16 protein-coding genes are annotated in these 20486 nt (G+C 47.0%); 11 read left to right on the top strand and 5 right to left on the bottom strand.

Going from position 1 to position 20486, the window contains the following annotated elements; translation table 11 throughout:
• Positions 1-5: 5 nt before the first annotated feature.
• Positions 6-1757 (top strand): DUF3466 family protein, encoded by a 1752-nt coding sequence (locus tag W04_RS14555; protein ID WP_053911329.1) that lies wholly within the window; start codon positions 6-8, stop codon positions 1755-1757.
• Between the two features lie 53 nt (positions 1758-1810).
• Here the strand turns inward: W04_RS14555 and W04_RS14550 are convergent, their stop codons facing one another.
• Positions 1811-4282, bottom strand: coding sequence for a TonB-dependent receptor domain-containing protein (locus tag W04_RS14550; protein ID WP_053911328.1), 2472 nt, complete (start codon positions 4280-4282; stop codon positions 1811-1813).
• 151 nt (positions 4283-4433) lie between these two features.
• Between W04_RS14550 and W04_RS14545 the strand changes: the two genes are divergently transcribed.
• Complete coding sequence (locus W04_RS14545) at positions 4434-4958, top strand: YaeQ family protein (RefSeq protein ID WP_053911327.1); 525 nt, start codon at positions 4434-4436, stop codon at positions 4956-4958.
• Here W04_RS14545 and yfaE read toward each other — a convergent pair.
• The 4 genes from yfaE to ubiG form a co-directional block, all read right to left on the bottom strand.
• Positions 4955-5221: a class I ribonucleotide reductase maintenance protein YfaE gene (gene yfaE / locus W04_RS14540; RefSeq protein ID WP_082342253.1), complete on the bottom strand. Its 267-nt coding sequence runs from the start codon at positions 5219-5221 to the stop codon at positions 4955-4957. The genes W04_RS14545 and yfaE overlap by 4 nt on opposite strands.
• Before the next feature lie 38 nt (positions 5222-5259).
• On the bottom strand, positions 5260-6390 hold the full coding sequence (nrdB, locus tag W04_RS14535; RefSeq protein ID WP_053911326.1) for a class Ia ribonucleoside-diphosphate reductase subunit beta: 1131 nt from the start codon (positions 6388-6390) through the stop codon (positions 5260-5262).
• A 69-nt stretch (positions 6391-6459) separates the two neighbouring features.
• A complete protein-coding gene (gene nrdA, locus W04_RS14530; RefSeq protein WP_053911325.1) occupies positions 6460-8745 on the bottom strand; it encodes a class 1a ribonucleoside-diphosphate reductase subunit alpha in 2286 nt (761 codons plus the stop codon).
• A 518-nt stretch (positions 8746-9263) separates the two neighbouring features.
• On the bottom strand, positions 9264-9974 hold the full coding sequence (gene ubiG, locus W04_RS14525) for a bifunctional 2-polyprenyl-6-hydroxyphenol methylase/3-demethylubiquinol 3-O-methyltransferase UbiG (RefSeq protein WP_053911324.1): 711 nt from the start codon (positions 9972-9974) through the stop codon (positions 9264-9266).
• 188 nt (positions 9975-10162) lie between these two features.
• On the opposite strand from ubiG, the gene gyrA reads away from it, so the two are divergent.
• The 9 genes from gyrA (at position 10163) to pyrF (ending at position 20486) form a co-directional block, all read left to right on the top strand.
• On the top strand, positions 10163-12835 hold the full coding sequence (gene gyrA / locus W04_RS14520; RefSeq protein WP_022943832.1) for a DNA gyrase subunit A: 2673 nt from the start codon (positions 10163-10165) through the stop codon (positions 12833-12835).
• Positions 12836-12964: 129 nt separating this feature from the next.
• On the top strand, positions 12965-14047 hold the full coding sequence (gene serC, locus W04_RS14515; RefSeq protein WP_045978730.1) for a 3-phosphoserine/phosphohydroxythreonine transaminase: 1083 nt from the start codon (positions 12965-12967) through the stop codon (positions 14045-14047).
• The gene (gene aroA, locus W04_RS14510) at positions 14047-15327 is read left to right on the top strand and encodes a 3-phosphoshikimate 1-carboxyvinyltransferase (protein ID WP_053911323.1); all 1281 of its coding nucleotides are present in this window, start codon (positions 14047-14049) and stop codon (positions 15325-15327) included. Before serC ends, aroA begins: the two co-directional genes overlap by 1 nt.
• Positions 15328-15481: 154 nt before the next feature.
• Entirely contained in the window at positions 15482-16198 is a 717-nt protein-coding gene (cmk, locus tag W04_RS14505) for a (d)CMP kinase (protein ID WP_045978732.1), read from the top strand.
• 95 nt (positions 16199-16293) lie between these two features.
• A complete protein-coding gene (gene rpsA / locus W04_RS14500; protein WP_022943836.1) occupies positions 16294-17961 on the top strand; it encodes a 30S ribosomal protein S1 in 1668 nt (555 codons plus the stop codon).
• Between the two features lie 61 nt (positions 17962-18022).
• Positions 18023-18310, top strand: a complete 288-nt coding sequence (gene ihfB / locus W04_RS14495; protein WP_022943837.1) for an integration host factor subunit beta — start codon at positions 18023-18025, stop codon at positions 18308-18310.
• A 21-nt stretch (positions 18311-18331) separates the two neighbouring features.
• Positions 18332-18628: a lipopolysaccharide assembly protein LapA domain-containing protein gene (locus W04_RS14490; RefSeq protein ID WP_045978733.1), complete on the top strand. Its 297-nt coding sequence runs from the start codon at positions 18332-18334 to the stop codon at positions 18626-18628.
• A 2-nt stretch (positions 18629-18630) separates the two neighbouring features.
• Positions 18631-19767 (top strand): lipopolysaccharide assembly protein LapB, encoded by a 1137-nt coding sequence (lapB, locus tag W04_RS14485; RefSeq protein ID WP_022943839.1) that lies wholly within the window; start codon positions 18631-18633, stop codon positions 19765-19767.
• Positions 19768-19778: 11 nt separating this feature from the next.
• On the top strand, positions 19779-20486 hold the full coding sequence (gene pyrF / locus W04_RS14480) for an orotidine-5'-phosphate decarboxylase (RefSeq protein ID WP_022943840.1): 708 nt from the start codon (positions 19779-19781) through the stop codon (positions 20484-20486).

The raw sequence follows: 20486 nt of genomic DNA, 5'->3' as shown, positions 1-20486 counted from the left end.
AGAACATGAAAAAATCCTTAGTCGCATTGAGCATCCTTACCGGCTTGAGCGCCCATGTCCATGGTGCCGTTTATCAGGTGGAGGAGCTGAGTACCTTAGATATTGCGAAACACCATTATGTTACTGATGCTAATAATAATGGCGAGGTTATTGGCCAAGCTCGTGGCGTATACAATCTTCCAATCGATGTTAGTTACATAGACTTTAGAGATAGCCAGATCACCAACGCATACGATGATTGGGAGCGTAGTCAGTTCGAAGCCATTGATAAAGAAATTACCTTTACTTTGGACGATATCGAAGCAGGTAACCTCAATGCTGATGCGCATCGTTTTATGCTCAGCTTCCTATCAACGTCGAGTGTTAACAGCGATGCCAACTGGCAGAAAATTGCTGATAGCGTGGCTGTAAACTTTACACCGAGCCCAGCAACAGAGCAGGTGTTATTAGACCAGCAAAGCGATCATTACGACGGTTTGACGCGCAGCGTCGCTAACTTATATAACGCTATTAGTGAAGATGGGGTGCGCGCAGGGTGGTCATCAGCACCTTATGAGCAAATAGAATTCACGCCGAGTGGCGATGATGAGGCGCAAACCTATTTTGTGCGCGATTTTCGCTCTCGCGGGGTGGTTGTCGGTGTCGATGGCACTGTTGTCACCTTGCCAGTGATCAGTGATTTATACGGCGGTCAAGGGACTGCGAATGATATCGTTATGCGCCCTGATGGCGGTTACTATGTGGTTGGTGACAGTTCAACTGGGGTGCCTGAAGATCGCCAAGAGAACTATGACGATCGCTGCGACGGTGAAGATGAGCCGGTTGCGGTGTGCGTTTGGGAAATCGAAAATCGCAGCGCCAGCAATACCCGCAACGGTTTGTATGACCGACGAGCCACGCTGTGGACCTTGGATGCAGATTTAAATGTGGTTGATACGAAGAACCTTGGTTTAGGGTTGAGCATTGAAGAAGACGAAAACAGTGCATTCGTCTCTACGGCGTTGGCCGTTAATGCTCAAGGAATTGCCGTTGGTTATTCACATATTCGTGATAATAACAACGATAATCGCATTAATACCCTGCCAGCCCTGTTTAAAGATGGTGAAGTACTAGAAATCATCGACCAAGAAGATGATTGGTACTCTGGTAAGGCAACGGCGATTACTGATAATGGCATCGTCACCGGCTATGCCACCAAAAACATCGAAGGGCGACGCACGACCAAGTTCTTCTACCATAACATTGAAACGGGCACCACAGTGTTCCCTACAGACTACTTTACCAGTTCAAGCTCAGTGGGCCGTGACATAAACGAGCAGGGCGTCATTGTCGGCGAAGGTGAAGTCGATGTTGTTAACTCAGGCAGTCGTCGTCGTGAAGGCTTCATCTACACCTTAGGTGATGACAAAATCGCCAATATTAACGATTTATTGCCATGCTACGACGTGGATGGTGAAAGCAATTATCCATATACCTTCGCTGAAGCAACGGCCATTGATGATGACAACATCATTTATGGTGTTGCTACTAAAACCGAACCTAAGTTGAATTCTTTCGGTGAAGTGGAGGTCGATAGTGATGGAGAGACGCTATACGAGAGTGTAGCCAAACCAGTGAAACTCACTCCTATCGCCGGCGGTGAGGTTGAAGAGTGTCCACCTGAGGCTGCAGAAACCTACGAGCGTCAAAGTGGAAGTCTAGGTTGGCTCGCTTTATTGGCGTTACCACTGCTAGGCTGGCGCCGTAAACACGGTTAAGGTTACAAACATAAAAAAGCCCGCATTTGCGGGCTTTTTTATGTCTAACCGAATTAGAAGTAAGCGCGAATACCGAGACGCAGATTACGGCCAGGTAACGGGGCTTGCTCTTTTATAAAGGAGCTATGAACAAAGCCAAGCTCATCAGTCAGGTTATTTAATTGCATGTAAGCCACGCCATCAAACGACCCCACAGCGAAGTTATAGTCAACGGTGAAATCAACTAAGGTATAAGCGTCGGTGACCGTCTCAGAGGCGGCAATATCATCTTGCTCGAGATAGTGCGTGGCTTTAAGTGCTAAGTCCCAATTTTGTAGCGTGTAATCAAGCTGGGTGCCAAGCTTGGCGGCAGGAATACGAGGAATATACTCTCCGTTATCGAGTTTTGCGCTGACCGAGTCGGCAAAGCCCTTGATACGCCATTGCTGGCTAATTTGGTAGTGCATATCTAACTCGAAGCCATAAAGTTCGGCGTCTTGAGACTGATATTGATACACTGTCATGGCGTCTTCATCGCCAAGCTGTGCAGCAATGAAGCCTTCATCATGCTCATATACCAAGCCAGTATCTTGTTGATAATAGAAGTTTTCAACGTCGTTATAGAATACACTGAGGTTAACGCCAAAATCACCGATGTATTTACGCCAGCTGACATCGATGTTGTTTGCCACTTCTTGTTGCACATTTTGGCCGTTAAAGTGTGCTTCACCGTCTTCTATATCATAAGCAAGACCTAACTCGTAAGTTGATGTTGCGATATGCTCACCATTAGATAGCAGCTCAGCCGTGAGCGGAGCACGCTCAGAATGAGATAAACTGACAGCTAAACTGTAACCTTCTTGGTACTGCCAAATCCCACCTAATGAAAAACTTAGGTTGGTTTCATCATACTCGTAAGCGATAAGCTCTGCGTCTTCAAGATGCTCATCATGATGCTCTTGTTCATGGCCATGATCTTCATGTTCATCTTCATGCTCTGATGTACCAGCTATGTCGCTAGACAAACGGTAATCTTCGACGCGAGCACCAAGCTCTAATGTCCAGTCACCAAATTCACGCTCTTCCAGCAAGTACAGGGCGTGTACTTGCGTTTCTGTCGCAGGTGTAAAGGCTTCGGCACCCGAAGCTGCATAGTCAGAGTCTGTGTAGTGATAGCCCAATGTACCGTGCCATTGACCAACGCGATGCTTGGCATTGATGCGTGCTTCATGGGTGGTATTTTCGAATAAGGTACCGATTGTCTGCTCTTCCACTTCAGCGTGTCGGTAGTCTGTGTAACCTGCGCGAACGCTCAGTGTTTCTATGATACTGTCGTGGAATGAGTAACTTGCTAACGCTTGCCAGCGGTCTTGCTCAACGCGCGCAAATACATTGTGGGCTTGCTCTTCGCCGGCATGTTCATCGTGACCGTCATGCTCATCTTCGTGTCCATGGTCTTCATGGCCATGTTCATCGTGTCCATGGTCTTCATGGCCATGTTCATCGTGTCCGTGCTCTTCATGAGCGTGATGGTCATGAGAGTGGGCTGGAATTCCGTAGTCGCTCTCAATACGGCCATAAGACAAACCAAGGGTCCAATGATCAGCAACGTAACTGGTGCCTAAATTTACCGTCGCACTATCGATAAAGGTATTATCCACTTTATCGTGGGCCTCTAATTCGCCCTCATGCTCTTGGGTATAAAAACGTGGAGTTTCATAATCATGACCAACACGGTCAGTGCCATCGACATGCACATTAAAACCATCGTGACCCGCTGCAAACATACCCGCATAGGTGTTGGTAGTCGATACGGTATCATGGCTGTATTCAGCAGCTCCTTCGTAACCTTCAATACGATCGGTGGGGATACGGTTATCAACGACGTTCACTACACCACCGATAGCACCAGAGCCATACAACAAAGTCGCTGGGCCACGAAGTACTTCTATTTGCTCAGCAGCAATAGACTCGGTAGTCACAGCATGATCCGGACCGACGCGAGAGGCATCACTGCTGTCTAAACCATTTTGAGTGATCTTTACACGCGGGCCATCTAAACCGCGAATGATAGGGCTCGATGCAACAGGGCCGAAATAACTGGCGTTAATGCCCGGGATCCCTTTGAGGGTCTCACCCAATGTTGGTTGCGCGCTATCACGCAGTGCATCGCCGCTCAGCACAGATACTGGCGATACCATATCGAGGTTATTTTTATCCAGTCCCGAAGCGTAAACAACAACGGTTTCAATTGCGGAGGGGGTGAGGTTGACTTGAACAGTCTGGTCTTGCTCATTGACCGCCACGCGCTTATCAATATAGTCGTCTTTACTGAAATGTAGCTCGCCCGCTGCATCTAGGGTGATTGAAAACTCACCATTGGCATTGGTACGAACGCTTTGCTGTTTACCATGGTAGTGGACAATAACGTTCTCGATTGGTTGTTGTTGAGGGTCGATAACGGTTCCGGTCACAGTGCCCGCGAGCGCATTGGGCGCACTCAATAGCGCGGCAATAGTGAGAGAAAGAGGCGCAGGTTTGAACATAAGAATACTTCCAGTTACTGACATTGGCTATAATATAACATTAGCAAATCAATAAACTCAACAATGTTATACTATAACCTCGAGTTTATTCCTTGTTACCCTGCGCCTTGCTCTATACTTACTAAGTATCAAGGATCAGGAAGCGGGACTTATGAGCGATAAAGGAAGGGTGTTTAAAGCACACTTTACAATTAATGACAACGTTCATCACTGCCAATTGAATGAGCATTTTACAACCGCGCGGCGAGATAACGAATCCCTACATCACTTTATCCTACGACTGCTTGGATTTTGCTTATTTGCTTATCGCCATGACCTTAGGTTATGTGACGCCCGTGAAAAACCACAGCGTGATGTTTATGCCAAAAATGATTTCGATGATTATGAGCTGGTTATCGAAGTGTTTACAGGTGATATTAAGGTCTTAAATAAACTGTATCGTGAGGCTCAACAATTATATGTGATCACCGTAATGCCAGTTGATAGTGAGCTACAGCACTGGTTACTAGCACATCAGCGAGTTGAGCTAATTGCTATCGAAAACGCTTTTATTGCGCGCTTAGAGGCCATGTTGGCGCGCTCTTTGGCATGGCATGTGAGTGTTGACAGTGATGAAATCAGCATTACTGCCAATGATGTATTTGTTCGTTCAGCTCTGCAGGTGAGTTGGTTTTAGTCGTCAAAACTGATTGCAATGTCGCCTTCAGGGGTGGAGCAACACAGTAATATTTCACCATCACGAATAAAAGCAAGCGGCTCGTGGCGATACACCACGCTGCCTTGACATAGCTTGGCTCGACAAGCGCCGCAAAACCCTTCACGGCATTGATATGGCGCATCGACACCTTGGCTTTCTAGGCTATGTAACAAGCTGGGGCTCTGCTCTGGGTGAAGCAAGGCCTGGCCATTAAGTGTGATGATAGCGGGTTTGTTAGACACGATGAGGAAGAGTAGGGGCCAAAGAGGCCCCACTTATATTAAAGGTCAAAGTCACCAAAATCGTTAGCATCCACTTGCGAATCGATTTGGCCAACTAAGTAAGAGCTGATTTCCGCTTCTTGCGGAGCGACTTGCACGTTATCAGATACCAACCAAGCATTGATCCATGGGATCGGATTGCTTTGAGTTTCAAATTGAGTTGGCAAGCCCACCGCGCTCATACGCACATTGGTAATGTACTCAACGTACTGACAGAGAATGTCTTTGTTGAGGCCTATCATAGAGCCATCTTTGAAGAGATATTCAGCCCACTCTTTCTCTTGTTGCGCGGCATCGACGAACATCGCAATGGCTTGTTCGCGGCACTCGGCTGCTACCTCTGCCATTTGCGGGTCGTCCTTACCTTCTTGCATAATATTGAGCATGTGCTGCGTACCAGAGAGGTGCAAGGCTTCATCACGAGCGATAAGCTTAATGATTTTTGCATTGCCTTCCATCAGCTCACGCTCTGCAAACGCAAACGAGCATGCAAACGACACATAGAAGCGAATGGCTTCAAGAATATTCACCGACATCATCGCTAAGTACAAACGTTTTTTAAGCTCGTACAGGCTCACATCAATGACATCGCCGTTAACGGTGTGCTGACCTTCGCCGTACAGGTTATAAATTGATGTTAAGTGGATTAAGTCATCATAGTAACGAGTCACCGCGTCGGCACGTTCATTGATTTTTTCATTGGTGACAATGTCATCAAAAATAAGCTCAGGGGATTGCGTTACATTGCGAATGATATGAGTGTATGAGCGGCTGTGGATGGTTTCACTGAACGCCCATGTTTCTATCCAGGTTTCCAACTCAGGCAGCGACACGATAGGTAGCAAGGCAACGTTGGGTGAGCGTCCTTGAACACTGTCTAGCAGGGTTTGGTATTTCAGGTTACTCAAGAAAATGTGACGTTCATGATCGGGCAAGGATTGAAAATCAACACGGTCTTTGCTGACATCCACTTCTTCCGGGCGCCAAAAGAAAGACAGTTGCTTTTCAATTAACTTCTCAAAAATAGGGTACTTCTGCTGGTCGTAACGTGACACATTCACCGTTTGCCCAAAAAACATCGGTTCTTTTAATTGGTCGTTATGATTACGGCTAAAAGTGGTGTATGACATAGTCGTGGGGTCTCAATCTACTTGGTAGAACAACAAAGGAATGCGGCTGTACACAGCCGCATGCTGTAATTATATTTTACACGCGCCGCCTTCACAGCCGTCATCGGCTTGTTCTGGCTTAAGCTCGTCTTGCGAGTCAGCTGCACCATCACGAGTGTTATGGTAGTACAACGTTTTGACACCCAGCTTGTACGCGGTCAATAAGTCTTTAAGCAGTAACTTCATAGGTACTTTACCGCCTTCGAACTTGTTTGGATCATAGTTGGTATTGGCTGAAATCGTTTGATCAACGAACTTCTGCATAATGCCAACAAGTTGCAGGTAGCCATCGTTAGAAGGGATATCCCAAAGTAACTCGTACTGCTCTTTCAAACGCTCATATTCAGGCACTACCTGCTTCAAAATACCGTCTTTGGATGCTTTAACGCTGATGTGCCCACGCGGCGGCTCGATGCCGTTCGTGGCATTAGAAATCTGCGATGATGTCTCAGAAGGCATTAACGCTGATAGCGTCGAGTTACGCATACCATGGGTTTTAATGCTTTCGCGTAGACCATCCCAATCAAGGTGTAACGGCTCGTCACATACACTATCGAGATCCTTCTTATAAGTATCGATAGGCATAATGCCTTGAGCATAGGTTGTTTCGTTAAACTTAGGACAAGCGCCTTTTTCTTTCGCTAACTCATTTGACGCTTTCATTAAGTAATATTGAATCGCCTCAAAAGTTTTGTGTGTTAGCGCGTTGGCACTGCCATCGGAATAACGTTTGCCATTTTTAGCTAAGTAATAGGCAAAGTTAATGACGCCAATACCCAAAGTACGACGGCCCATGGTGGCGTTATACGCAGCAGGAACAGGGTACTCTTGGTAATCCAACAGGCTATCAAGGGCGCGGACACCTAGTTCGGCCAGCTCTTCGAGCTCGTCGAGTGAATTGATAGCACCGAGGTTAAATGCCGATAGCGTACACAAGGCAATTTCGCCTTCTTCGTCCATAACATTATTCATCGGCTTAGTCGGCAGCGCGATTTCTAAACATAAATTAGATTGGCGAATAGGCGCGACTTTCGCATCGAACGGGCTGTGAGTATTACAGTGATCCACGTTTTGCAGATAGATGCGCCCAGTGCTGGCACGCTCTTGCAAAAACATCGAAAACAGCTCAATGGCCTTGATACGTTTTTTGCGAATACTCTCGTCTTGTTCGTACTGCACATATAGCTGTTCGAACTTTTCTTGGTCTTCGAAAAAGGCATCGTACAAGCCTGGCACATCCGATGGACTGAACAAGGTAATGTGGCCGTCTTTAATGAGTCGGGTATACATCAGTTTATTAAACTGCACACCATAATCTAGATGGCGTACCCGGTTGTCATCGACACCTCGGTTATTCTTCAAGACCAGCAGATTTTCCACTTCCAAGTGCCACAGTGGGTAGAAGAGTGTGGCTGCGCCGCCGCGCACCCCACCTTGAGAGCAGCTTTTTACTGCCGTTTGGAAGTGCTTATAAAATGGGATACAACCTGTATGGTAGGCTTCACCGTTACGGATTGGGCTGCCTAGGGCACGAATGCGTCCGGCGTTAATACCAATACCGGCCCGCTGTGATACGTATTTAACGATTGCAGAAGAGGTCGCGTTAATGGAATCTAGGCTATCGTCACACTCAATCAGTACGCATGAGCTAAATTGACGAGTCGGTGTGCGCACACCCGACATAATCGGTGTTGGCAACGAAATTTTGAATGTAGAAACGGCATCGTAAAAGCGCTTAACATAGTCAAGACGCGTTTCTTTTGGGTATTCAGAGAATAAGCTGGCAGCCACTAATACATATAAAAATTGCGCGCTCTCGTAAATGTCGCCAGTCACACGGTTTTGGACTAGGTATTTACCTTCCAACTGCTTTACTGCGGCGTAGCTGAAGTTTAAGTCTCGGCTATGATCAATAAAGGCATCCATTTGCTCGAACTCAGACTGAGTGTAATCAGTGAGTAAATGTTGATCGTAGCGTTTATCTTCAACGAGCTTAACTACGTGGTCATACAGCTTCGGTGGCTCAAATTGGCCATAAGCTTTCTTTCTTAGATGGAAGATAGCAAGGCGAGCTGCCAAAAACTGATAGTCAGGAGTGTCTTTTGAGATCAGATCTGCTGCTGACTTAATGATTGTCTCATGAATGTCTTCGGTGCGGATACCGTCATAGAACTGAATATGGGACTTAAGTTCAACTTGTGAGACAGATACATTATTCAGACCTTCTGCCGCCCAAGTAATAACGCGATGGATTTTATCTAAATCCAGCGCTTCCTTACGTCCGTCGCGTTTACTAACAGATAGCTGTTGGTTCATAGTTATTGCCCGTATTTATAATTAGTTGTCTTAGCGCACGGCTGAGAAATACGTGTTGCCGCCCGTATTTACATCAGCGGATGTTACTTTACTGCCAGGATAGTGCTTCGCTATCACCTATTTATGAGTACAGCAGATTAAAGCACGGCCTAATTGGCCAAGATTTAAACACTATATATGGTGTTTTCATCACAGCGACTCACAAGATAGTGGGGTAGCGATGCTTTTGCAAGAGGCGCATACCTTGACAATCTGTGGATAACTACAAGGGGTTAGTGATCGTTAACCTTATAGCATTTTTAAAGCTGTATTTAGATGAAAATCAACGCCAAAAAAAACAATTTAAACGAAATTTTTGTACCGATAGCGACTGATTTTTTTATCATCAATACGCTTAAATTGTATTCGTGACGATCATTTTAAATCACTATATCTGGTGTTCAAAAATTAACAAGCCACCAGATATAGTGTATTCGTCATCCGCGAATTTGCCAATACAATGCGCGGATCATTTTCGATCACAGCAATTTTTCGAAGTGCAATAAATAGTTAACGCTAACGTCGTTATTAAGGGTAAATTGTTTTGTCAGCGGGTTATAACTTAAGCCGGCGCTGTGACGCACTTTGAGTCCCTGTTGCTCAGCCCACGTTATAAGTTGCGAGGGGCGAATAAACTTACTATGGTCGTGCGTGCCTTCAGGAACCATTTTTAGCACCTTCTCCGCGCCCACTATTGCCAGCAAATAGGCTTTAGTGGTTTTATTGAGCGTAGAGAAATACACGTTTGCTCCTGGTTTAGCGAGGCGGGCGGCGGCGGCAATAGCCGACTCGGGCTCAGGCACATGCTCAAGCATTTCCATACAAGTGACCACATCAAACTGTTCACTGTGGTGCTCGCTAAATGCCTCGGCAGTGCTTAACTGATAATCCACTTTTACCCCAGACTCCAGCGCGTGCAGCTTGGCGACATTTAGCGGCTCTTGGCCCATATCAATTCCCGTGACTTGGGCGCCAAGCTTGGCCATGCTCTCAGCTAAAATTCCGCCTCCGCAGCCTATATCCACGGCCCGCTTCTGCGCCAGTCCTTGTGCGTGCTGGGCGATGAAATCCAGTCGCAGAGGGTTGATATCGTGCAGTGGTTTGAATTCGCCGTCGAAATCCCACCAACGTTCGGCAATGGCTTCAAATTTAGCTATTTCACTGTGGTCTACATTTTGATGTTCGGTCATATAAAACTTCCTCGTGTTTATGAGGCCATTATACGGGGGGATTTTCGCAAATCGCAAAGATTTAGCGCCTGTAAAATCAAAAATAATGTGATAGCATGAACGCAGATAATAACGACAAATGACAGTCGCTGATTCTCCTTCACTTTGTTGGGGACGGAGGCTGTCAATGAAGAAGGAAAGTGGAATCAATGACTGATCTCGCCAACGAAGTCCTTCCGGTTAATATTGAAGATGAGTTAAAAAATTCCTACCTCGATTACGCCATGAGTGTAATCGTAGGGCGTGCGCTTCCCGATGTGCGTGATGGGCTTAAGCCTGTTCACCGTCGTGTGTTGTTCGCCATGAATGAACTCCGCAATGACTGGAATAAACCCTATAAAAAATCGGCTCGTGTAGTCGGTGATGTAATTGGTAAATACCACCCCCATGGCGACAGTGCAGTGTACGACACCATCGTACGTATGGCGCAGCCATTCTCCTTGCGTTACATGCTTGTTGATGGTCAAGGTAACTTTGGCTCGGTAGATGGTGACTCAGCGGCGGCGATGCGTTACACCGAAGTACGTATGGCAAAGCTATCACAAGAACTACTGGCTGATTTAGAAAAAGAGACTGTAGACTTCGTTCCGAACTACGACGGCACCGAGCAAATCCCAGATGTGTTGCCGACTAAAGTGCCTAACTTACTGGTCAACGGCTCTTCGGGTATTGCCGTCGGTATGGCCACTAACATTCCGCCGCACAACCTCACCGAAGTGATCAATGGTTGTTTGGCGCTTATTAAAGAGCCGGAAACCACGATTGAAGAATTGATGGACTACATTCCTGGTCCTGATTTCCCTACTGCAGCCATTATCAATGGTAAAAAGGGCATTGAGCAGGCCTACAAAACCGGCCGTGGTAAGATTTATATCCGCGCTCGTGCTGATGTCGAAGTGGATGAAAAAACCGGTCGCGAAACCATCGTTGTCCATGAAATCCCGTACCAGGTTAACAAAGCGCGCTTGATTGAAAAAATCGCCGAACTGGTTAAAGACAAGAAGATTGAAGGGATCAGTGCGCTGCGCGATGAGTCTGATAAAGACGGCATGCGCATTGTTATCGAGGTAAAACGAGGCGAAGTCGGCGAAGTCATCCTCAATAACCTGTACGCACAAACGCAAATGCAAACAGTGTTTGGCATGAATATGGTTGCCCTAGATGGCAATCAGCCGCGTTGTTTCAACCTCAAAGAGATGCTCGAAGCCTTTATTCTGCATCGTCGCGAGGTGGTCACTCGCCGGACTGTATACGATTTACGTAAAGCCCGTGACCGTGCACACACCCTTGAAGGTCTTGCTATTGCTTTGGCGAATATCGACCCGGTCATTGAGCTGATCCGAAAGTCGCCAACACCGGCCGAGGCGAAAGAAGCGTTAGTATCTCGCCCGTGGGAGCTCGGCAATGTAAAAGCCATGCTGGAAAAAGCCGGTGATGATGCTGCGCGCCCAGACTGGCTTGCTGATGGCCTAGGTATTCGCGATGGTCAATACTATCTATCAGAGCCCCAAGCTCAGGCTATTTTGGAGCTGCGCTTACATAAGCTGACAGGCCTAGAGCACGGTAAGATCCTTGATGAATACCAAGAGCTACTTGAGCTTATCGCTGAGTTGTTACATATCCTCGGTTCACCTGAACGGTTGATGGAAGTGATCCGTGACGAGTTAGTATTGATTAAAGACACCTATGGCGATGAACGTCGTACTGAAATCAGTGCTGCGGCGCACGACATCAGCTTAGAAGATTTAATCAACGAAGAAGATGTGGTGGTGACCTTGTCACATGAAGGCTATGTTAAGTACCAGCCTTTGAGTGATTATGAGGCCCAGCGTCGCGGCGGTAAGGGTAAGTCGGCAACGAAGATGAAAGATGAAGATTTCATCGAGCGCTTACTGGTTGCCAATACCCACGACACCATTTTATGCTTCTCCAGCGCAGGGCGTTTGTATTGGCTGAAAGTCTATCAGTTGCCACTTGCCAGCCGCGCAGCGCGTGGTAAGCCGATTGTTAACTTGCTACCGCTCGAAGCTGATGAACGTATCACCACGATATTACCTGTGCGTGAATACGAAGAAGACAAGTTTATTGTTATGGCGACCGCCAGTGGTGTTGTTAAGAAAACGCCACTGACGGCCTACAGCCGTCAACGCGCCAGCGGCATCATCGCGATTAACCTGAATGAAGGGGATAGCCTAATCGGTGCACGTATCACCACTGGTGAAGACGACATCATGCTATTTACCGAGCACGGCAAAGTAGTGCGTTTCAATGAGAAACAACGCGATGCTGAAACGGGTGAAGTTAAACGTGACCCTGAAACGGGCGAAGAACTGCTCGCTCTGCGTCCTATGGGCCGTACTGCGACAGGTGTTCGTGGCATTAAGATGCCAGACGACGTCAAAGTGGTATCGTTAATTGTACCGCAAGGGGACGGCGCTATCCTGACCGTGACTGAAAATGGCTATGGTAAACGCACACCATTAGAAGAGTATCCTGCTAAGAGTCGAGCGACACAAGGCGTGGTCTCAATTAAAGTGAGCGAGCGTAATGGCCCGGTGGTCGGCGCGGTGCAGGTCGATGACAATGATGAAATCATGATCATTTCTAATCGCGGCACCTTAGTACGTACCCGTGTTAATGAAGTGTCTCGCGTTGGCCGTAACACGCAGGGGGTCATTTTGATCCGCACCATTGACGGTGAGGCTGTGGTTGGGTTACAACGTATCGAAGAAATCGATGATGAAGACCTAGTCGACATAGAGCAAAATGAGGTGCCAGAAAATTCACAGGCACCCACTGCAGGCGATGACACGCCTGAGTAAATCTCTTAGTATATGAAAGCGGCTTCGGCCGCTTTTTTTATTTGTTGATAACACCTCTCGAGCACCTAATCGTGGTGCATAGCGTCCTAGGTGTTATCCATACGCATATGGAATGAGGAAATAGAAGTAATGAGCGTATACAACTTTTGTGCAGGCCCTGCCATGTTGCCACCCGAGGTTATGAAAAAGGCACAGAGTGAATTTTTAGATTGGCAAAATCTCGGAGTATCGGTGATGGAAGTGAGTCACCGAGCTGAACCGTTCTTAACTATGGCGCAACAGTGCGAGGCGCGTTTGCGCCGGTTAATGAACATTAGCGATGATTTTGCTGTGCTCTTTATGCATGGTGGCGGTCGTGGTCAATTTGCCGCTGTGCCAATGAATCTGCATTTGGACGATGCACCAGCGGTGTATGTTAATACCGGTATTTGGTCTGACGGCGCGGCGACAGAAGCGCGTAAGTACACCGATGTGGTTGAGCTGAATGTACGTGATGACCGTGATGGTCAGTTTGGCGTCACACCGGTGGCGCAATGGCCATTGCCTGAGAAAGCCAGCTACATTCATTATTGCCCTAATGAAACCATTGATGGTGTTGAATTATTTGATGTGCCTCGCCACCCTAGTGCGCCTATCGTGGCCGATATGTCGTCGATGATTCTATCGCGGGAAATCAATGTTGATGACTTTGATGTTATTTACGCTGGTGCGCAAAAAAATATTGGTCCGTCAGGGCTTGCTATTGTGATTGTCCGTAAGACGCTGCTTGAACGTCAAGGTTTGCCGCGCCCAGGAATATTGGATTACGCGGTGGAGGCCAAGCAGGGCAGTATGTATAACACGCCGCCGACCTTCGCTTGGTATCTGGCTGATGAGGTGTTTAAGTACCTTGAAGAGCATGGTGGTGTTCCAGCCATGCAGCGCCATAATAAAAATAAAGCGGCAATCTTGTACGATTACATCGATAGCTCATCGTTTTACAATAATAAAGTGGACAAAGCCTGCCGCTCATTGATGAATGTACCATTTTGGTTGAACGATGAGCGCCATAACGAGCGCTTTTTAGCGCTGTCTAAACAAGCGGGCTTACTGGCGTTAGAAGGGCATCGTTTTGTTGGCGGAATGCGCGCGAGCATCTATAACGCCATGCCGGTCGCTGGTATTGAAGCGCTAGTGACCTTTATGGATGAGTTTGCCAAGGAGCATGGGTGATGGAGTCATTACGATTAACGCCAATTAAAGGCGTCAATGGCGAGGTCACCCTCCCAGGCTCAAAAAGCCTTTCTAACCGCATCTTATTGCTTGCTGCGCTCGCACAGGGCAACACCACAGTGACCAATCTGCTCGACAGCGATGATATTCGTCATATGCTTGCAGCGCTCTCGGCCTTAGGGGTTAAGGTTGAATTGAGCGATGATAAAACACAGGCTGTGGTGCACGGGCGGGGCGGTGAACTGGATACCCCAGATGATGCTTTGTTTCTCGGTAACGCGGGTACCGCATTTCGACCACTGACTGCGGTGCTGGCAGCCACTTCGGGCTCTTTCACACTCACAGGCGAGCCGCGCATGGAAGAGCGTCCGATTGGTCACTTAGTGGATGCACTACAGTCACTGGGAGCCGATATTCACTACAGCAAACAGCGCCACTATCCGCCGTTGGAGATTCACGGTCAAGGACTCAGTGGGGGTGAAGTAAGCATTGATGGCAGCATTTCCAGTCAGTTTCTGACCGCTTTATTGATGGCCGCTCCGCTGTTTCAGGGGGATACCAACATCAGCATTAAAGGCGAGTTGGTTTCTAAGCCCTATATAGATATCACCCTTGGGGTGATGGCGAAATTCGGTGTCCATGTTGAACATGACAATTATCAGCGGTTCTATGTCAAAGGCGGACAAACATACCAAAGCCCTGGACGCATTATGGTTGAAGGCGACGCTTCCTCAGCATCTTACTTTGTTGCGGCGGCAGCCATTGCTGGCGGTGAAATCACCATTCATGGTGTTGGCTCGCAAAGTGTACAAGGAGATATCGGCTTTGCGAAGGTCATGCAGCAGGTGGGGGCTGACATTGATTGGTATGATACCAAGTTGGTTGTGCGCAAAGGTACACTCAAAGGCGTGGACATTGACGCCAATGCGATCCCTGATGCAGCAATGACCCTGGCAACAGTCGCACTGTTTGCAAAGGGTAAAACGGCAATTCGTAATATCTATAATTGGCGAGTCAAAGAAACCGACCGGTTACATGCAATGGCAACCGAGTTGAAAAAGTTGGGCGCTGAGGTCATAGAGGGCGAAGACTATATCGAAATCACCCCGGTAGCAGAGATTAATGATGTTGCCATCGATACTTACAACGACCATCGTATCGCGATGTGCTTTTCATTGGTTGCTGTGGGCGGGTGGCCTGTCACTATTAACGACCCGAATTGCACCGCGAAAACTTTCCCTACCTATTTTGATACACTGTCACACGTCAGTCAGTACTAGCCTTTGCAGCCTGTTTACGCTTTTTCGCAAGCAGGCTGATACTTGATCTGTTACAAAACAATATTAAAAAACTACTGTAATGACGCGAATTTGCAGAAAAGTTCGCGTATAATACCGCCGATTTTAATGTTTGCTGTGCATGCAGGAGGTTTGAATGCAGGCATCAATGCCGGTGATCACCATTGATGGGCCAAGTGGCTCAGGCAAGGGTACGGTGTGTCGCTTACTTGCACAAAAATTAGGCTGGGACGTGCTTGATAGTGGTGCAATTTACCGGGTGTTAGCGCTCGCCGCGTTACACCACCAAATAGCCCTAGATAGCGAAGAGGCTCTTGTTCCTCTGGCGGCGAATTTGGATGTGCAATTCGAATTTGATAACGAGACCGACTCGAGCAAGATTATCCTTGAGGGTGAAGAAGTCACCCATGGCATTCGCAACGAAGAAGTCGGCGCTGCGGCGTCTAAAGTTGCCGCGTTGCCGCGTGTACGCGAAGCATTACTGCGCCGTCAGCGCGCATTTCGCAGCGAAAACGGCTTAATTGCCGATGGCCGAGATATGGGGACGGTGGTATTCCCCGATGCCGAGGTGAAAATTTACCTCACTGCCAGTGCCGAAGAGCGCGCCGAGCGCCGTTTTAAAGAGTTGAAGGAGCGTGGCCTGGATGTTACACTAGGTGGTCTACTCGAGGACATTAAAGCACGTGACGAACGTGATATGAATCGCAGCGTGGCACCCCTTGTGCCAGCGGATGATGCTATCACTGTTGATACAACGCAGCTCAATGCCGAACAGGTGTTCGCTCAGGTTAATAAGATCTTAGAAGATGCGGTCTTAGCCGGCAAACTCCCGCATACGAGTATAAAAGACTAATTTATTTCACATTGGCAGGATGCTGATGTTTTACTAATAACCCCGCTGAGCAGTGACGCGATGTGGAGAATTTAACTTATAGAGACGTATTAAGTATGTCAGAAAATTTTGCGCAGTTATTTGAAGAAAGCCTACAGGATTTTGAAGCTCAACAGGGCTCAATCGTAAAAGGTACCGTAATTTCTATCGAGAACAACATCGTTCTTGTAGATGCTGGCCTAAAGTCAGAAAGTGCCATTCCTGCAGAGCAGTTCAAAAATACTGCTGGTGAACTAGAAGTTGCCGTTGGTGACGAAGTAGATGTAGCACTAGACGCTATCGAAGACGGCTTCGGTGAAACTATTCTTTCTCGTGAAAAAGCGAAGCGCCACGAAGCGTGGATTCGCCTTGAAAAAGCGTGTGAAGAAAACGAAACAGTTACTGGTGTTATCAATGGCAAGGTTAAAGGCGGCTTCACTGTTGAAGTAGATTCAATCCGTGCCTTCCTACCTGGTTCACTTGTTGATGTTCGTCCAGTACGTGACACCACTCACCTTGAAGGTAAAGAGCTAGAGTTCAAAGTAATTAAGCTTGACCAGAAGCGCAACAACGTTGTTGTTTCACGTCGTGCTGTTATTGAGTCTGAAAACTCAGCTGAACGTGAAGAGCTACTTGCTAACCTTGTTGAAGGTCAAGAAGTTAAAGGTATCGTTAAGAACCTTACCGATTACGGTGCGTTCGTAGATCTAGGTGGTGTAGACGGTCTACTACACATCACTGACATGGCGTGGAAGCGTGTTAAGCACCCTTCAGAAATCGTAAATGTTGGCGACGAAATCAACGTTAAAGTACTTAAGTTCGACAAAGAGAAAACACGTGTTTCTTTAGGTCTTAAGCAGCTTGGCGAAGATCCATGGCAAGAAATTGCTAACCGTTACCCAGAAGGCGCTAAGCTAACTGGTCGTGTAACTAACCTAACTGACTACGGTTGCTTCGTTGAAATCGAAGAAGGCGTAGAAGGTCTAGTACACGTTTCTGAGATGGATTGGACTAACAAGAACATCCACCCATCTAAAGTGGTATCACTAGGTGATACTGTTGAAGTAATGGTACTAGAGATCGACGAAGAGCGTCGTCGTATTTCTCTAGGTCTTAAGCAGTGTAAAGCGAACCCTTGGCAGGAATTTGCGCGTCTTAACAACAAAGGCGACCAAGTTACTGGTAAGATCAAGTCAATCACTGACTTCGGTATCTTCATCGGTCTTGAAGGCGGCATCGACGGTCTTGTACACCTATCTGATATTTCTTGGAACACGCCTGGCGAAGAAGCTGTACGTGAATACAAGAAAGGTGACGAGATCACAGCTATCGTTCTTCAAGTTGACCCAGAGCGTGAGCGTATCTCTCTAGGCGTTAAGCAAATCGAAGCGGATCCTTTCAATAACTACCTAGACGCAAACAAAAAAGGTGCTATTGTTAAAGGTAAAGTGACAGCTGTTGATGCTAAAGGTGCAACAGTTGAGCTTGCTGAAGGCGTTGAAGGTTACATCCGTGTAGCAGACATCGCTCAAGAGCGTGTAGAAGATGCAACTGCAGTTGCTTCTGAAGGCGACGAAATCGAAGCGAAGTTTGTTGGCGTAGATCGTAAGAACCGCGCTATCAGCCTTTCTGTAAAAGCGATTTACGAAGCTGAAGAGAAAGAAGCGCTTGAGAAACTGAAGGCAGATGAGCCTCAGTTCGAAAACGCTATGGCTGCTGCATTTAAAAATGCACAAAAAGACTAAGCTTTAGTCGAGTCTAGGAAGGGCGCAAGCCCTTCCTTTTGTAAGCACTTGAGGAAACATTATGACCAAGTCAGAGTTAATAGAACAGCTTGCAGAACAACACTCACACATCCAAGCACGTGATGTTGAAAATGCCGTAAAAGAAATTCTAGAACAGATGGCCGGCTCGCTCTCTAGCGCCGAGCGCATCGAAATTCGCGGCTTTGGTAGCTTTTCCCTTCATTACCGTGCACCACGTACAGGCCGAAATCCAAAAACCGGCGAAACCGTTGAACTAGACGGTAAATATGTCCCTCATTTTAAACCAGGCAAAGAATTGCGCGATCGCGTTAACGAGAGCATACAATAATAACAACGGAGTCGTTACCGAGTGAAGGTTGTAAAAATCGTTCTTTTTGTACTGTGTGTTTTTATTGCCTTCGTATTGGGTTCGCAAAATCCACAGTCTGTTCAAGTAAATTATCTTATTGCTAGCGCTCAATTACCACTTGCTGCCCTTATCAGCGTGTGTTTTGTTATTGGCCTATTAGTCGGTTGCTTTGTAAGTTTCCGTGTGTTTTCGAAGTTAAAGTGGCAAAACTACCGCTTGCAGCGACGCAATACCAAGCTAGCCCGTGATTCCAACAATGATATAGGCCCTGAGCCTGCCACTGAAAAAGACGGTTAGCCATGCTTGAACTGTTGTTTTTACTCTTGCCTGTAGCTGCGGGCTACGGCTGGATAATGGGTAAAAACAGTGCCAAAAACCAAGCCCATCAACATAATCGCAAAATCACCGCCGAATACAGTAAAGGCCTTAAGTACCTGCTTGATAGGGAAGAGGATCAAGGCCTTGAACACCTCATTCAGTTACTCGAGGTCTCTGCGGACTCGGTCGAGCACTACTTGACCTTAGCGGCACTATTTCGCAAGCGCGGCGAGCTTGACCGCGCCATCAAGATTCATGAGTTATTACTTGAGCACCCTAACTTAAATCAAGATCAGCTCACTGAAAGTCGCTTAGAGTTAGCACAGGACTATATCTTGGCTGGATTGCTTGATAGCGCAGAAGAGCACCTACTTATCCTCGTTAAGGGGAAGCGTCAGCAGGCTATTGAGCCGTTGATCACCTTATACTCACAAACGCGAGAGTGGCAAAAAGGCGTTGAGTTATACCAGCGTCATGCCCATTTATTCATTCACAGCCAACAACGTATTGCGATTGCTAATTTTTACTGTGAGGCAGCACTTAACAGTCAGCAAACAGAGTTGATGTCACAAGCCTTAGGAGTAGGCGAGCCGAGTATTCGCCCCTTATATGAACTGGGCTTACAGGCTTATCAACGGGAAGATTATGTGCAAGCAATTCACTATTGGCGTGACTTGGTCACTCAATTTACCCGCTGCTCACCGTTAGTGATTGATAAGCTAGCCAACGCCTATCGTCATTTAAACTTACAGCAACAGTTCGAGCAATTATTGAGTGAGCTGGTAGAGCAAGGTGGTGTCCTTCTTAAAATTCATTATTGCCAGCATTTATTAACACGAGGCGAAAACCAAGCGGCTATGGAGTTTCTCACCAAAAGCTTGAAGAAACAGCCGAATATCCGTGGCTTTCGTTTTCTGTTACAATTATTGGCTGGTCAAAATGCCCAACTCGATGAGGCATTAAACCCCATAGATAAACTGATCCAATCATATATAGACACCAAGGCAGACTATCAATGTCAGCATTGTGGTTTTGAAAGCCATAGCCATTACTGGTTATGTCCTTCATGTCGACACTGGGAGTCTATACAGCCAAGCCGTGGGCTTGATGGTTTTTAAACAGGAAAAAAATGAGCTCTGTTGATTCTAAAAAAGTATTGATCGCCTTAGATTATGACGACCAAGACAAAGCCTTAGCTTTTGTAAAGCAATTATCACCTAGCACTTGCCGCTTAAAAGTAGGCAAAGAAATGTTTACGTTGTTTGGTCCCGATTTTGTCAAACAATTGGTGGATTTGGGCTTCGATGTATTTCTCGATTTGAAATTCCATGATATTCCTAACACTGTTGCTAAAGCGGTGACTGCGGCTGCAAAATTAGGGGTATGGATGGTTAATGTTCATGCCAGTGGTGGTGTGGCAATGATGGAAAAGGCGAAAGCAGCATTGACTCCTTTCGGTGACAAAGCGCCGTTACTGATTGCGGTGACCGTCCTTACCAGTATGGATGAAATACAATTAAAACAATTAGGTATTGATAAATCCCCACAAGAACAAGTATTGTATCTAGCCAAGCTTGCACAGCAGGCTGGTCTTGATGGTGTAGTTTGTTCAGCGCAAGAAGCGCAGTTATTAAAATCACAGTTGGGGTCAGAGTTTACACTCGTGACACCGGGGATCCGCCCAGCAGGAAGCGATGCCGGGGACCAAAAACGTATAATGACACCAGAGCGAGCCGTCGCGAGCGGCAGCGACTACCTGGTTATTGGTCGTCCAATCACGCAAGCTGCTGATCCAGTTGCGGTATTAACTGAGATTAATGAGAGTCTAGGAGACTAA

The organism is Pseudoalteromonas sp. SW0106-04 (assembly GCF_001293805.1).
In the GTDB taxonomy this organism is placed as follows: domain Bacteria; phylum Pseudomonadota; class Gammaproteobacteria; order Enterobacterales; family Alteromonadaceae; genus Pseudoalteromonas; species Pseudoalteromonas ruthenica.
Note: the sequence above shows the minus strand (reverse complement) of the source record. Positions and strands in the feature narration are given on the sequence as shown.